Annotated in this window: 12 protein-coding genes; 3 read left to right on the forward strand and 9 right to left on the reverse strand. The window is 66.2% G+C overall.

All coding sequences use genetic code 11. The features are described from left to right. Positions 1-48: 48 nt before the first annotated feature. On the reverse strand, positions 49-666 hold the full coding sequence (locus KDW55_RS05035) for a membrane protein (protein ID WP_040139811.1): 618 nt from the start codon (positions 664-666) through the stop codon (positions 49-51). After that, on the reverse strand, positions 660-893 hold the full coding sequence (locus KDW55_RS05040; protein ID WP_059546900.1) for a hypothetical protein: 234 nt from the start codon (positions 891-893) through the stop codon (positions 660-662). Before KDW55_RS05040 ends, KDW55_RS05035 begins: the two co-directional genes overlap by 7 nt. Here KDW55_RS05040 and KDW55_RS05045 point away from each other — a divergent pair. After that, complete coding sequence (locus KDW55_RS05045) at positions 892-3183, forward strand: heavy metal translocating P-type ATPase (protein WP_212160059.1); 2292 nt, start codon at positions 892-894, stop codon at positions 3181-3183. The two genes, KDW55_RS05040 and KDW55_RS05045, sit on opposite strands and share 2 nt — an antisense overlap. A 12-nt stretch (positions 3184-3195) precedes the next feature. Here the strand turns inward: KDW55_RS05045 and KDW55_RS05050 are convergent, their stop codons facing one another. The 3 genes from KDW55_RS05050 to KDW55_RS05060 all read right to left on the reverse strand — a co-directional run bounded on the left by KDW55_RS05050 (position 3196) and on the right by KDW55_RS05060 (position 5241). Beyond that, positions 3196-4146 carry a universal stress protein gene (locus KDW55_RS05050; protein WP_212160058.1) on the reverse strand — a complete coding sequence of 317 codons (951 nt, stop codon included), beginning with the start codon at positions 4144-4146 and terminating at the stop codon, positions 3196-3198. A 209-nt stretch (positions 4147-4355) separates the two neighbouring features. Next, a complete protein-coding gene (locus tag KDW55_RS05055) occupies positions 4356-4922 on the reverse strand; it encodes a cytochrome b/b6 domain-containing protein (protein WP_209822608.1) in 567 nt (188 codons plus the stop codon). Positions 4923-4965: 43 nt separating this feature from the next. Beyond that, positions 4966-5241 carry a cytochrome b562 gene (locus tag KDW55_RS05060; RefSeq protein ID WP_231748546.1) on the reverse strand — a complete coding sequence of 92 codons (276 nt, stop codon included), beginning with the start codon at positions 5239-5241 and terminating at the stop codon, positions 4966-4968. 262 nt (positions 5242-5503) lie between these two features. Between KDW55_RS05060 and KDW55_RS05065 the strand changes: the two genes are divergently transcribed. Both KDW55_RS05065 and KDW55_RS05070 read left to right on the forward strand, forming a co-directional pair. Continuing rightward, positions 5504-6166 (forward strand): response regulator transcription factor, encoded by a 663-nt coding sequence (locus KDW55_RS05065; RefSeq protein WP_040141126.1) that lies wholly within the window; start codon positions 5504-5506, stop codon positions 6164-6166. Then, positions 6163-7560: an ATP-binding protein gene (locus KDW55_RS05070; RefSeq protein ID WP_212160057.1), complete on the forward strand. Its 1398-nt coding sequence runs from the start codon at positions 6163-6165 to the stop codon at positions 7558-7560. The genes KDW55_RS05065 and KDW55_RS05070 overlap by 4 nt, the downstream gene beginning before the upstream one ends. 114 nt (positions 7561-7674) lie before the next feature. On the opposite strand, the gene KDW55_RS05075 is transcribed toward KDW55_RS05070, so the two are convergent. The 4 genes from KDW55_RS05075 to KDW55_RS05090 form a co-directional block, all read right to left on the reverse strand. Then, positions 7675-9108, reverse strand: a complete 1434-nt coding sequence (locus KDW55_RS05075; RefSeq protein WP_212160056.1) for an ISNCY family transposase — start codon at positions 9106-9108, stop codon at positions 7675-7677. 341 nt (positions 9109-9449) lie between these two features. Further along, positions 9450-10895: an NAD-dependent succinate-semialdehyde dehydrogenase gene (locus KDW55_RS05080; protein ID WP_040139809.1), complete on the reverse strand. Its 1446-nt coding sequence runs from the start codon at positions 10893-10895 to the stop codon at positions 9450-9452. A gap of 159 nt (positions 10896-11054) precedes the next feature. Beyond that, positions 11055-12383, reverse strand: coding sequence for a cytochrome c (locus KDW55_RS05085; RefSeq protein WP_212160036.1), 1329 nt, complete (start codon positions 12381-12383; stop codon positions 11055-11057). Between the two features lie 15 nt (positions 12384-12398). After that, positions 12399-14618: a xanthine dehydrogenase family protein molybdopterin-binding subunit gene (locus tag KDW55_RS05090; protein ID WP_059546890.1), complete on the reverse strand. Its 2220-nt coding sequence runs from the start codon at positions 14616-14618 to the stop codon at positions 12399-12401.

Genomic DNA, 14618 nt, shown 5'->3' on the forward strand with positions numbered 1-14618 from the left:
CACGCCCGGGATGCATGGCCGGCAGGCGCCGCGGCGCGCATGCGGGCGTCATTCGGCGCCGCGCGGAGGATGGCCGCGCCTGAACGTCAGCCGGCGCTCGTCGAGGAGCGCGCGCCAGTCGAGCTTCATCAACGCGAATACGACGCCGAGCAGCACCAGTTGCGTGACGATGAAGTATCCGCCGAGGTAGGAGCCTTCCAGCCCGGATTCCACGTCCAGCCGGGTCGACGCGAAGCGGCCGACATGTGCCCAAATCGCATAGGTCGTGACGCGACCGACGAAGAACGCCGCGGCGATGATCCTGAGCGGCAATCCGGACAATCCGTATGCGATGAACAGATAGTTCGACGGCAGCGGGCTCAACGCATAGAAGAAAAACGCGCCGGCGGTGAGCGTACGGTGCTTGCGCAGCCACCGCGTGGCGACGTCGATGTTCTCGCGGTCCGAGTCCCGTATCCAGCGGGAGCGCACGAGCGATCTCGCGAAGGTCGCCAGAATGACGCGGCCGGTCGTCGCCGCGCCGGCCGCCACGACGGCAAAGACCAGCGGATTGCCGTCGGGCAGGTTGAACCCGACCCACGACATCGCCATCCACGTGGGCGGCGCAAACGCCGGGATGAGATTCAGGAGGAGAATCAGCAAAAAGAGCAGGGCCAGCGTCAGCACGATATCGGCTCCACGTCATCGGGCGTCACGCTTCGATTGTGCTGACGAAAGGCGCCGGCCGCTTGATACACGTCAAGCAACGCGCCGTGCCGGTCGTTCGCGCGACGCGCTTCGCCGTGACGCAGGTCAAGGGCCGAACCGCGGCGTTTCCTAGACTGATGCCACACCGTCCCCAACCGGAACCGCACGCGGCGCCCGCCGTGCGCGGCGATCGGAACGATGATCATGTCCCGAATCCGCTGGTCGATCGATCTTGGGTTGCTGATCCTGGCTGCTTCCACGCTCGCTGCCGGGGGCATGTGCTTGGCGGTCGGCCGGCCTTCATTCGCGCGGCTCGCCTGGCTGCTGGGAACCGTGCCGGTCTTGCTGGCATTGACGTTGTCGCTTGCAAAGGCGGTGGCAAAACGGCAGGCCGGCATCGACGTGCTTGCATGGCTCGCGATCGGCCTGGCGATCGTGCTCGACGAAACGCTGACTGCTGCGGTCATCGCATTGATGCTTGCAAGCGGCCGGACCCTGGAGCGCTATGCACAAGACCGCGCGCAACGCGACATGACCGCGCTGCTCGCACGAGCCCCGCGGCAGGCCACCCTGTTCGAGAATGGCGAATGGCGAGCCGTCGCGCCGGAAGCCATCGTCCCGGGCGACCGGCTGCTCGTGCGCAGCGGCGAATGCGCGCCCGTGGACGGCACGTTGACCGGCGACGCGGAACTGGACGAATCCATGTTGACGGGCGAGTCGGCTACCCAGCGGCGGCGCGCCGGGGAAAACGCATGCAGCGGCGTGGTCAATGCCGGCGCGCCATTCGAAATGGTCGCCCGCACCACGGCAGGCGACAGCACGTTCGCGGGCATCGTCCGCATGGTCGAACGCGCACGACACGAGCGCGGTCCGTCCGCACGTCTCGCGGATCGCTATGCCGCCTTCTTCGTGCTCGCGTCGCTGCTCGTCGCCGGCGTCGCTTGGCTGCTGACCGGCGATGTCACGCGCGCGCTCGCCGTGCTCGTCGTCGCGACGCCTTGTCCGTTGATCCTCGCCGTGCCGGTCGCCATCGTGTCGGGCCTGTCGCGTTGTTCGAAGCGCGGGATCCTCGTCAAAGGCGGGGGCGCGCTCGAGCGGCTCGCACAAGCGACGATCCTGTTCTTCGACAAGACCGGGACGCTGACGGGCGGGCGCGCGCGCATCGTTGCGATCGAAGGCGGCGTGGGTGCCGGCACCGACGACGTGCTGCGCGTCGCGGCGTCGCTGGCCCAGGCGTCGGGCCATGTCATTTCGGATGCGCTGACGGTCGCGGCGCGAGAGCGCCGGATCGACTTGTCGCCGCCAACGGACGTCGTGGAGACGGCGGGCGAGGGCGTGACCGGCCGGGTCGGTAACCTGAGCGTCGCGATCGGGCAGTTCGAGTACGTCCGTGCGCGCTCGACGGTTGCCCCCTGGAGCGAAGCATTCCTGAAGCGGGTCGGCGGCGAGGGTGGCGCGGCCGTATTCGTCGGCGTCGACGGCGCCATGGTCGGTGCGATTCAACTGGCCGACCAGGTGCGGCTCGACACGCCGCGGGCGTTGCGGCTGCTCAAGCGCGAAGGCATCGAGCGCCTCGTCATGCTGACGGGCGACCGGCGCGACATTGCCCAGGCCGTCGGCGAACTGCTTGGTGTCACCGACGTGCGCGCCGAACAGGCGCCGGCGGACAAGCTTGTGGCGATCCAGGCGGCGCGCAAGGACGGCGTGACGATGATGGTCGGCGACGGCGTGAACGACGCACCGGCGCTGGCAGCGGCCGACGTGGGCATTGCGATGGGTGCGCGGGGCGCGGCCGCGTCATCCGAGGCAGCCGACGTCGTCTTGCTGGTGGATCGGCTGGATCGACTCGTGGATGCGATGCGCATCGCGCGTCGGTCGCGCCGGATCGCGCTCGAGAGCGTGCTGATCGGCATGTCGCTGTCGGTCGTCGCGATGGCGATCGCAGCGGCGGGATGGCTGCAGCCGATTGCCGGTGCGGTGATTCAGGAAGTCATCGACGTCGTCGTCATCGTCAACGCGTTACGCGTTCTGCTCGCGCGTTCGGGGCCGACGCAGGCACGGCTGACCGATGCCGACGTCGAGCAGCTCAAGCGCGAGCATTCGGCATTGTCGCCGTTGCTGGATCGAATCACGGACCTCGCGGATCGCCTGCCGCAACTATCGGCGGCCGTCATCGTCCGCGAGCTTGTCGACGTCGTCGACGCGCTGGACCACCGGTTGCTGCCGCACGAGCGCGCCGACGACCGCGACGTCTACGCGCGCCTTGCGCCGCTGCTCGGCGGCGAGGATCCGCTAGCGGCGATGAGCGGTGCGCACCGGGAGATCTTCAAGATGGTCCGATCGCTCAGGCAGATGGTCGCCGACCTGCCGCGCGACGGAACGAACGCCATGCAGGTGCAGGCGATACAACGCCTGCTGTACGGGCTGGAGGCGATCGTCCGCCTGCATTGCGCGCAGGAGGAGGAACTGTTTCACGCAGTCGGCGCGGATGCGTGACGAGACGACGCGTCACGCATGCGGCGGGTTCACGAGCAGGACCGGCGTCTTGGCGATGCGCGCGACGCGTCCGGCCACGCTGCCGACGAGCCACCCCGTGACGCCGCGGCGCCCGTGAGTGCCCATGACGATGATGTCGGCATTCCACTCGACGGCGTCGCGGACGATCAGGCCGGGAACGTCAGCGCCCGTCGGGTCCGTCTGAATCAGTTGCGATCCCGCGCGCCCGGCCCTGTCGCCGAGCAGAGCGGCGGCCTTTTGCAGCGCGCGATTGCCTTCGCCGATCAATGCGGTTTCCAGCGTCTCGACCGGGACGAAATCACCCAGCGATACGGGGCGCTCAAGCACGTGTATCGTCCGGAATTCGGTGTCCGGTCGCGCGAACTTCAACGCCGTTTGCAATGCGTTGAACGCGATCGGGCTTCCGTCGACGGCGAACAGCATGCGCCGCGGCAGCTGTTCGGCAACCGACGCGAAGCCGTCCGGAACGATGAGCAGCGGGCAACCGACGAGCTTGCCGAGCGGGCCGGATACCGTTCCTTCGACCCAGCCGGGCAGTCCGTGATGCTGGCGTGCGCCGACCATCACGAGATCGGCCTGCCAGACGCGCGCACAGTCGGCCAGCGCATGAACCACATCTCCGCCGCGAGTGGCCAGGTCGACGGTTTCCGTGTCGATGGCGAGGTCGTCTCGCGCGATGGCGGATTGCGCACGCACCAGCGCATCGGATGCGTCTCTGAGCAGCTCGTCACGCGCCGATTCGAGGAAGGCCAGCGCCTTCGAGCCGAGCGGGACGAGCGCTCTCGGGTTTTCCGCCACGCTGACGATGTGCACCGCGGCGTTCGCCGGGAGAAACGCTTTCGCGTACGCGAGTGCACATGCGGATGCAGTCGATCCGTCGACGGCGATCAGCACCCGCCACGGGCCGGGAATTGCCTCGACGGTCGAAGCGCTGGTATTCATGAATGTCTCCCGGTCGCCACCGATGTTCGTGTACACGGCAATTGTTCGCGCGGGCGGCTTCCGCGGGGTTGACTTCCGTCAAGCCCCTTCGTCGTGGCCGTGCCGGGCGACGCTGCATTGTCGAAGACTCGATGGTCGCGGACCCGGGCGTTATTCGTCAGACCTGACCGCATCAACCGGTAACGCGGTGCGTGGTCCCGTGGCCGCCCTCAATTCCGGTCGCCGGACGGCATCCTCGGCCGGGCGGCGCGCGCCGGCAGCGGCAGAATGCGCGGCAACACGTTCTCCGACTTGAGCAGCTTGTGCGCTAACGCGCCAAGCACGTGCAATCCCACCAGCGCGGCCAGTCCGTAAGCCGTCAGCGCGTGCAGTTCTCCGAGCCAGTGCGACAGCTCGCGGCTCCTGGGCACCAGCGTCGGCAGCGAGAAGAGCCCGAAGCAGCTGGCGGGGTGTCCGGCCGCGTTCGTCTTCATCCAGCCGAGCAGGGGAATGGCGAGCATCAGCACGTACAGCGCCCCGTGGACGCAGCGTTCCGCGAGCCGGTTCAGCGAGCCAGCCGGATTGACGGACGGCGGCAGCCGGCGCCGCATGCGCAGCCGATTCGCGATGCGAATGGCCACGAGCACGAGAACGGCGATGCCGATCGACTTGTGCAGGTCGACCAGCGTTTCGTTGTCGTCGAGCAGCAAGCCGACGGTCAGGTTGCCGATCAGGGCAATGGCCAGCAGCCAGTGCAGCAGGCTGATCGACAGAGGATAGCGGGTAACGGTTTTCATGACGGGGATGCCTGTTCAGTGTCGAATGCGTACGTGGCCGGGGTCAGCCGAGCAGGTCGTGATAGCGCTTTTTCGAATCGTCGATTCGCCGCAACGCCTGCTTCGCGGCCGACAGATCGTCGGCTTCGATCGCGCGATCGACGGCGACGAGTTCGTCGCGCAACGTGCGCATGCCTTCGTCGTAAGTGGGCTGATCGTCGCGATAGCGCTGACGGCTCGCGAGTTGTGCGTCGCTTTCGAGCCGCGTCACGTAGCCTTTCATTTCCGGAATCGTCCGGCTTTCCATCGCGCCGCGCATCGCGTGCTTCATGTCCGTCATCAGCGTTTTGATTTCGCCTGCGCACGCGGACGCCGCAGCCAGTGAAAGCAGCAGGCCCAGCGTTGTGCAAAAACGGAGTCGGAACGGTAGGGTGTGCATGGTCGTCGATCGGTTGCTGGTATCGGTGAGCGCGACCATAGGGCGCGCACGTTAACGGATTCTTAAGGGCCGGATTTTTCGATGCGCCGCTTGATGCGTTCCCGCACGTGCGGTTATCGTGCGCGCATGGACGCCATGTCCGGACGAACAGGAACGCGACACCATGCGGGTGTTACTCGTGGAAGACGACAAGCTGATCGGCAGCGGAGTGGAAGACGGTCTGATCGAAGCTGGCATGACGGTCGACTGGGCGCACGACGGCAGGCATGCGCAGCTCGCGCTCGAAACGACGCCGTATGACCTCGTCGTGCTCGATCTCGGCCTGCCGCGCATGTCGGGAACCGAGTTGCTCGACTGGATTCGCAAGCGGCGCGACCACACGCCGGTGCTGGTGATGACCGCCCGCGACACGGTCGCCGACCGCGTCAGCGGCTTGAGCGCGGGCGCCGACGACTACCTCGGCAAGCCGTTCGACCTGATCGAGCTGATTGCCCGCTGTCGTGCGCTCGTGCGACGCTCGCAGGGCCGCGGTACCGATACGATCGAATACGGCGACCTGATCGTCGATCCCGGATTGATGACGGTGACGCGCGGCACCGAACGGATCTCGCTGACGACGCGAGAATGCGCGTTGCTCGTCGAACTGCTGGCGAATCAGGGGCGTCCGCTGTCGCGCGCGCAGTTGCAGGACAGTCTCTATGGCTGGAACGAGGAGATCGAAAGCAATGCGATCGAAGTGCATGTGTCGAATCTGCGCAAGAAACTCGGCGCGGAATTGATCCGCACGATCCGCGGCGTCGGTTACGTCGTGGAGAAGGCGCCGTGACGGGCTCGATCCGGCAACGGCTGACCTTGCTGGTGCTCGCGGGTGTCGTCGCGATCTGGGCGTACTCGCTGGTGTCGAGCTATCGCCAGGCGGTTCACGAAGCAGAGGAGTGGGACGAGACGCGCATCGAGCAGATCGCAAGGGCGTTCGTCGTGCTCGACGCGGCCGATCTGTCAGGCTATGCGGATACCGTGCTCCGTTCGGCTCAGGACAACGACGGCGACAACGATGCATCGCCACGGATGCTCTATCAGGTCAGTGACGCAGGCGGGCGTATCCTGGCCGCGAGCCCGGGGCTGGCCGCCGAGCATCTCCCGGCGTTGCCGGTCGCGGCGTCGAGCCCGGTCCGGTTCGGCAATTCGAAGTGGCACGCGTACGTACTGACGGATCGCGTGCGCGGGCGTACCGTGCGCATCTTCGAGCAGCGCACGCACCGTTCCGATCTGTCTGCGGAGGTGGCGCGCCGCATCGCGCGACCCCTCGCATTCGCGCTGCCGGTGCTGGCCGCATTGATCTGGTTTGCGATCGGCCGCAGTCTTGCACCGCTGCGCGCGCTGTCCGAAGAGATCGATGCTCGTTCCCCCGGCAGCCTCGAAGCGATTGGCACGAAGGGAATTCCGGAAGAAGTGCGGCCGCTGGTTGCCGCCCTCAATACGTTACTGGGGCGCCTGCGCGGTGCGCTCGATCGCGAACGCGCGTTCACCAGCGACGCGGCACACGAGCTCAAGACCCCGCTTGCCGCGCTGAAGGTTCAGGCGCAGGTGGCGCTCACCGCACGCGATCCGGAGCGTCAGCGGCGCGCGATGCAGCGGGTCGTCGAAGGCGTCGACCGGAGCACGCATCTGGCCGATCAGTTGCTCGCGCTCACGCGACTCGACGAGGCGATGCCGGTGCCGGGCGAGGACGTCGATCTCGCGCGCGTCGTGCAAACGTGCCTGGACGACCATCAAACGCACGCGGACCGCAAGCAGATGTCGCTGGTGACGCGTGTCGACGGGCCGGTTGTCGCACATGTGCCGCCGGCGTGGGTGCGCGTGCTGCTCGACAACCTTGTCGATAACGCAATCAAGTACGGTCGCAGGCAGGGTCGCGTCGAAATCGCGGCGTGGCGAGATCGCGACACGATTTGCGTCGAGGTGCGCGACGACGGCCCCGGCGTCGCTAATGAGAACCTTCCGCGACTACAGGATCGATTCTTCCGCGGCTCGGATCATGACGAAAGCGGCAGCGGCCTCGGGCTGTCCATCGTCGCGCGTATCGTGGCAACGCTAGACGGTCGGTTGGCTTACATCGACGGGCTGGATGGAGCAGGCTTCGGCGTGCGCATCACGTTTCCTGTGGCGGCGCAACGTGTCGTGCAGGATGCCTGGCAGTCGCAAACACGACATCTGTAAATAGCCAGAACACGACATTACAGCTTTGCTCTTACATCGTGTGTCCCCGCTAAGTTCAATTGTCGTGTTTCCAGCTAAATTGAAATGTCGCGGTGTTTGGGCTTTTTCTTGTCCTTATTCAAGGTATTGGGGTGGGGCGGCGAAGCCGCCCCCCCGTTCCCTGATTCCTTCAACGCTGACTTCAAGAATGGCTTGATTCAGGTCGGCAAGCTCAATGGCACGCTGCTTCTTCAGCCCGATGAGCGCCTTCTTTGCCTGAACCTCGGCACCGCAGTGGGTGCGCGCCGGTGAGCCCGAAGCGCGACGATCGTCACGCATATCCTGAATGCGCCGCGCGACTTCCAGTGCGCTGGACAGCCGCTTGTTCTCTACCTCGGCGCCTTGATCGATGCGTGTGATGCGATCGTATTGCTGACATGACAGCACTGCGCCGTTGGCCTGTACTTCGATCATCCCGTCCGGATATTCGACGACCTCGACGTATTCATGCACGAGGCTCCGATTGGCCACCGAATCGGCCAGCAGATACATCACGCGGTCGTACTGCACTGTCAACGCGTTGGATACTTTGCGCGGCACGCGATACGACAGGATCTGTCTCAGATCCTCATCAGCACGCAGTGGTCGGTGTGCATCGTGATCGCTTTTCGGCGGTTTGCCGAAGCGACGATTGAAATCAGCGATGAAGGAGGGTGTGTACGCGTTGGCGGCCTCCCATGTGCTGATTCCGCGCAATCTAAGCTCTTTGACGAGCCGGTCCTGCAGTGTCAGGTTGGCCCGTTCCACACGCCCCTTGGCCTGGCTCGTGTTTGCACAGAACGCGTCGATATTGAGTTCGTACAGCGCTCGGCCAAACTGCGTGACGCCTTTGCCCGCGGTCTCCGAGCGCTTCTTCACGTAGAAAATGCTGGCCTTGTCGCTATAGAACGCCACCGGCTTGCCATGCGAATCCAGGTACTTCGACAGCGCCTCAAAATAGCTGAAGGTCGATTCGTTCGCCGTGAAGTGCAGCGCCATAAGCCGTCCGGTTGCATCATCGATGAATACCAGCAGCGTGCAGGCTGGCGCACGGTCCTCGAACCAACGGTGATCGCTGCCGTCGATCTGAATCAGTTCGCCGAAGCAAGCACGGCGGTTGCGCGGTTGGTAGACCTTCGGCGGGCGTTGCTTGCGTGGAATCCATAGGCCGGAAGCCCTCATCAGCGTACGAACCGTTTCGACAGCCAGGTCAATGCCATGACATTCGCGCAGTTTCTCGCAGGCCAGCGTCGGCCCGAAATCGGCGTAGCGCTCGCGGATCAATGCCAGCGCCCGCTGCGCCTTTCCAGCCGGCAACTGATGATTGCTCGGGCGCCCACGCTTGCCTGACACCAATCCGGCCACGCCGGCCGCGCGATAGCGCAATACCAGACGCTCAATCTGCCGCACGCTCAACTTCAGCCGTTCGGCCGCCTGCCCAGGCTTGAGCCGACACTCGGCTACAGCCTCGATGACCTTCAGCCGATCCACTTCACGCATCGTCATGGTGATCGTCCCAGTCGCGTTCATCGCCGGCGCTCCCAAGGGTGCAGGCGATCAACCTACAGGCCAAAACACGACATTTTTATTTAGCGGAAACGCGACATCTGAACTTGGGACCTACATCGTGACCGCCGATAATTCACGTTATGTCAAATAAATGGGAAGACCGAAAGCCCGGCGACCGGCGTTCTTGAGTTGGTCACGGCTTCATTCTCGTTTGCGGGTCTTCGGCGAGTTCATCGGGCGAAAAATGAGGCGGCGCGGCGAAGGAAGCGCGCGATGGACATCGTGCGACGCCTCCATTCGCCTTGCATCGCTCGCGAAGACGCGCCGCATCGCCGGACGCGCCCCCACTCACGCCGCGCCCGTCACACGGCCATCACCGTCACCGACTTCGTGACGAGATACGGCTCCAGTGCTTCCGGCCCGCCTTCCGAACCATAGCCGGAATCCTTCACGCCGCCGAACGGCATTTCCGGCCACGGTGTTGCCGGCTGGTTGATCCACAGCATCCCGACTTCGAGTCGCTGCGTCAGCAGGTGCACGTTCGCGAACGAGCGCGTGAACGCGTAGCCCGCCAGCCCGAACGGCAGACGGTTCGCTTCCGCGATCGCGTCCTCGAGCTTGTCGAATCCGCGGATCGCCGCGACCGGCCCGAACGGCTCGTTGTTGAACACATCCGCTTCCAGCGGCACGTTCGCGATTACGGTCGGCGCGAAGAAGTTGCCTTCCGAACCGATCCGTTCGCCGCCGGTCTCGATGCTTGCGCCGACCTTGCGCGCGTTGTCGACGACCGATGCCATCGCGGTCAACCGGCGCGGATTCGCGAGCGCGCCGAGCGTCGTGCCTTCCTCGAGCCCGTTGCCAACCTTCAGCCCCTGCGCGTGCAGGACCAGCGCGCGCGTGAACTCGTCGCGGATGCTGTTGTGCACGAGGAAACGCGTGGGCGAAATGCACACCTGGCCCGCGTTGCGAAACTTTGCGCCACCGGCGGCCTTCACGGCCAGCGCGACGTCCGCATCCTCCGCGACGATCACCGGCGCGTGGCCGCCGAGTTCCATTGTCGCGCGCTTCATGTGCTGGCCCGCGAGCGCGGCCAATTGCTTGCCGACCGGCGTCGAACCCGTGAACGTCACCTTGCGGATCACCGGATGCGGAATCAGGTACGACGAAATTTCAGCCGGATCGCCGTACACGAGGCCGATCACACCGGCCGGCACGCCCGCATCGACGAACGCGCGCAGCAGCGCGGCCGGTGACGCCGGCGTTTCCTCGGGCGCTTTCACGAGGAACGAGCAACCGGTCGCGAGCGCGGCGCTCAACTTGCGCACCACCTGGTTGACCGGAAAATTCCACGGCGTGAATGCCGCGACCGGGCCGACCGGCTCCTTTACGACCGTTTGCTGCGCGCCGAGATTGCGCGGCGGCACGATCCGGCCGTACACGCGACGGCCCTCGTCCGCGAACCATTCGATGATGTCGGCGGCCGACAGCACTTCGACACGCGCTTCCGTCAGCGGCTTGCCCTGCTCCTGCGTCATCAACTGCGCGATGGTGTCGGCGCGTTCGCGCACCAGCGCGGCGGCCTTGCGCATCGTCGCCGCGCGCTCGTGCGCCGGCACCTTGCGCCATGCTTCGAAACCGCGCTGCGCCGCGGCCAGCGCGCGATCGAGATCGGCGATACCCGCGTGGGCGACCTTGCCGATCACCTTGCCCGTTGCCGGATTCACGACGTCGATCGTCTTGCCGCTCGCGGCGTCGACCCACTCGCCGTCGATCAGCAATTGCGTATCCGTATAAGTCACGTTAGCCATCCAGACACCCCTACTTGCGTCGATAAAACGCGCGCGGCCACCAAGGCCGCACACAGGTTGACAGAAAAAGCTGCATTGTCGCGCGCGTTGCACCCGGCAGCGTGCGCGCACGGGCACGCACGCTGCGTGCCCGTCGTCAAGCGCAGCGGCGGGCCGCGCTCAACGCGCGGCTGCCGTCGCCTTGCGCAGTTTCGCGACGTCCGCCGCCTGCACGGCCGGCGCGCCGTTGTTCCAGCCGGCACGCATGAACGTCAGCACGTCGGCGATTTGCCGATTGTTCAGCTCGTTCGCGAACGCCGGCATCGGATATGCGGACGGCACGCCGCCGATCACGAGTGTGTCGCTGCCGTTCAGCGTCACGTTGATCAGCGACGACGCATCGGCCTCGAGCACGTTCGGATTGCCGGCGAGCGGCGCGAGCAGCGGCGCGTAGCCGCGCCCGTCGACGCCATGGCAATGCAGGCAGTAAGCGTTATACACCTTTGCGCCCGGATCGTTCGCCGGCCGGCCCAACGCCACCTGCGTCGCCTTCGGGTCGTAACGATACGGCGGCGCACCGGTGCCGCCCGCCGCCGGCAGCGATTTCAGGTAGCGCGAGATCGCCGCCAGATCGTCGTCGGTCAGCTCCTGCGTGCTGTGATTGATCACGCTCACCATCGAGCCGAACGCGGTCGCGTGCCGGTTCGCGCCGGTCTTCAGGAACTGCGCGACGTCGGCCTCGTTCCAGCGGCCGAGCCCGGTGTTGTGCTCGCCGGTCAGGTTCGACGCGAACCAGTTGTCGATCGCAGCCCCCGACAGGAACGCCGCACCGCCTTCATCCAGCGCCTTTTCCTGGAAGCCGACGCCACGCGGCGTATGGCACGACCCGCAATGCCCGAGCCCTTGCACGAGGTACGCGCCGCGGTTCCACGCCGCGTCCTTCCCCGGCTTGTCGGCATACGGCGTCGTGTCGAGGAACACCGCGTTCCACAGCGCCAGCGGCCAGCGCATGTTGAGCGGCCACGGGATGTCGGACGGACGGTTAGCCTGCTTCACCGGCTCGACGCCGTGCATGAAGTACGCATACAACGCCTTCACGTCGTCGTCCTTCAGCTTCGCGTACGACGGATACGGCATCGCCGGATAGAGGTTGTGCCCGTCCTTCGCGACGCCCTTGCGCAGCGCGCCGGCAAACTCCGCTTCGGTATAGCCGCCGATGCCCGTTTCGGGGTCGGGCGTGATGTTCGTCGTGTAGATCGCGCCCATAGGCGTGACCATCTTCAGGCCGCCGGCGAACGGCGTGCCGCGCGGCGCGGTGTGGCACGCGACGCAGTCGCCGGCCTTCGCGAGATACGCGCCGCGTGCAACCAGCGCGCTGTCGGGCGGCGCCGTTTGCGCGGCTTGGCTTCCCGTCGCGGTCATCAGTGCGAACAGCGCGAGCAGCGATCGGCCGAGCGTGCGAGCTGCGCGATTCACGCGGAGCGGACGATTCTGGGTGACGTTTCGCATGGTTCGTCCCTCCCCTCAAGCCGTCTTCAACTGGCTGCCGACCGGCAGCTTGCGCAGCCGCTTGCCGGTCGCCGCGAAGATCGCGTTCGACAATGCCGCGGCGGTCGCGGCGGTGCCCGGTTCGCCGATTCCGCCCGGCGCTTCGGCGCTTTTGACGAGATGAACCTCGATCGGCGGCGTCTCGTTGATGCGCATCACACGGTAATCCGTGAAGTTGCTCTGAACGACGCGGCCGTCCTCGATCGTGATCTCGCCGTACAACGCACCGGTAATCCCGAAGATGATGCCGCCCTGCACCTGCGCCTCGATCGTGCTCGGGTTCACGACCATCCCGCAGTCGACCGCGCACACGGCGCGCTTGACCTGCACTTCGCCGTCTTCCACGGCGACGTCGATGACGATCGAGAAAAAGCTGCCGAACGCGTGCATCACCGATACGCCGCGCCCTTGCCCCTTCGGCAACGCCGCGCCCCAGCCGGCCGCCCGGGTCGCGACGTCGAGCACATTGCGGGCGCGCGGCGTCTTGTCGAGCAGTGCTCGGCGATATTGCACCGGGTCGGTCTTGGCTTGCGCGGCAAGCTCGTCGATGAAGCTCTCGACGACGAACGTGCTGCGCGTCGGCCCGACGCCGCGCCAAAATGCGGTCGGCACGTGGCGCGGCTCCTGGCGCACGTAGTCGACGAGCTGGTTCGGCAGGTCGTACGGCAGTTCGGCCGCGACTTCCACCGCGTCGGGATCGACACCGTCCTTGACCGCGGGCGGCGCGAAGCGCGCGAGGATCGACGAGCCGACGATCCGGTGCTGCCACGCGATGGGCTTGCCGTTCGCGTCGAGACCGGCCGAGATCTTGTCGTAGTAGCACGGCCGGTACATGTCGTGCTGGACGTCTTCCTCGCGCGTCCAGATCACTTTCACCGGTGCGTTGACCTGTTTGGCGACCTTCACCGCCTGGCCGATCATGTCGGTTTCGAGCCGCCGGCCGAAGCCGCCGCCGAGCAGGTGATTGTGTATGACGATCTTGTCGGGCGACAGCCCGGTCAGCTGCTGTGCGGTGTCGCGTGCGCGCGTCGGCACCTGCGTGCCGACCCAGATCTCGCACGCGTCGCCGCGTACGTGTACCGTGCAGTTCACCGGCTCCATCGTCGCGTGCGCGAGCAACGGCTGTTCATAGACCGCGTCGACACGCGTCTTCGCTTTCGCGAACGCGTTGCCGACGTCGCCCTCCTTGCGGGCGACCGCACCGTTGCCGTTTGCCGCTGCATGGGCGAGATCCGCGAAAAGATCCTTCGTCGACACCTTCGCGCCCGCGCCTTCGTTCCACTTGACGACGAGCGCCGACGCGCCGCGCTTCGCGGCCCACGTGTGATCGCCGACCACCGCGACCGCGTTGTCGACGCGCACTACCTGGCGCACGCCCGGAATCTTCTTCGTGGCCGTGTCGTCGACGCTCGCGACCGTGCCGCCGAACACCGGGCTATTGACGATCACCGCATACACCATGCCGGGCACACGCACGTCGAGCCCGAACTGCGCGGTGCCGTCGACCTTCTCCGGCGAATCGAGCCGCTTCACCGGCTTGCCGATCAGCTTGAAATCTTCCGGTTTCTTCAACGCGACGTCCTTCGGCACCGGCAGTTTCGCCGCGGCGTCCGCGAGCTGCCCGTACGCTGCGCGCCGGCCGCTCGGCGGATGCTGCACTTCGCCGTTTTCGGCGCGGCACGTGGCCGGATCGACGTTCCATTGCTTCGCGGCGGCCGAAACGAGCAGCGTGCGTGCGGTGGCGCCCGCGCGGCGCAGCGGTTCCCATGCGTAGCGCACCGACGTCGAGCCGCCCGTAAGCTGGCCGCCGAGCAGCGGATCGAGGAACAGCTTCTCGTTCGGCGGCGCATGGTCGAGCGTCACGTTCGACAGCGGCACCTCGAGTTCCTCGGCGATCAGCATCGGCAGCGCGGTGTAGACGCCCTGCCCCATCTCGACCTTCGGCATCACCAGCGTGACCTTGCCGCTGCGGTCGATCTGCACGAACGCGTTCGGTGCGAAAACGCCCGGCGGTGCCGGTTCGGCTGCGTCGCCTCCAATCACCGAGCGCCGCGCATCGTCACCCGCGGCCGGCATGCTGAAACCGAGCAGCAGGCCGCCGCCGACGGCCGCGCCGAGCGACATGCCCAGCTTGATAAACGAACGGCGCGACACGCCCGCGCCGGCCCGACCGGCTTCGATCAGTCCTCGCGACAT

The organism is Burkholderia sp. AU19243 (assembly GCF_018148075.1).
GTDB lineage: Bacteria > Pseudomonadota > Gammaproteobacteria > Burkholderiales > Burkholderiaceae > Burkholderia > Burkholderia latens_A.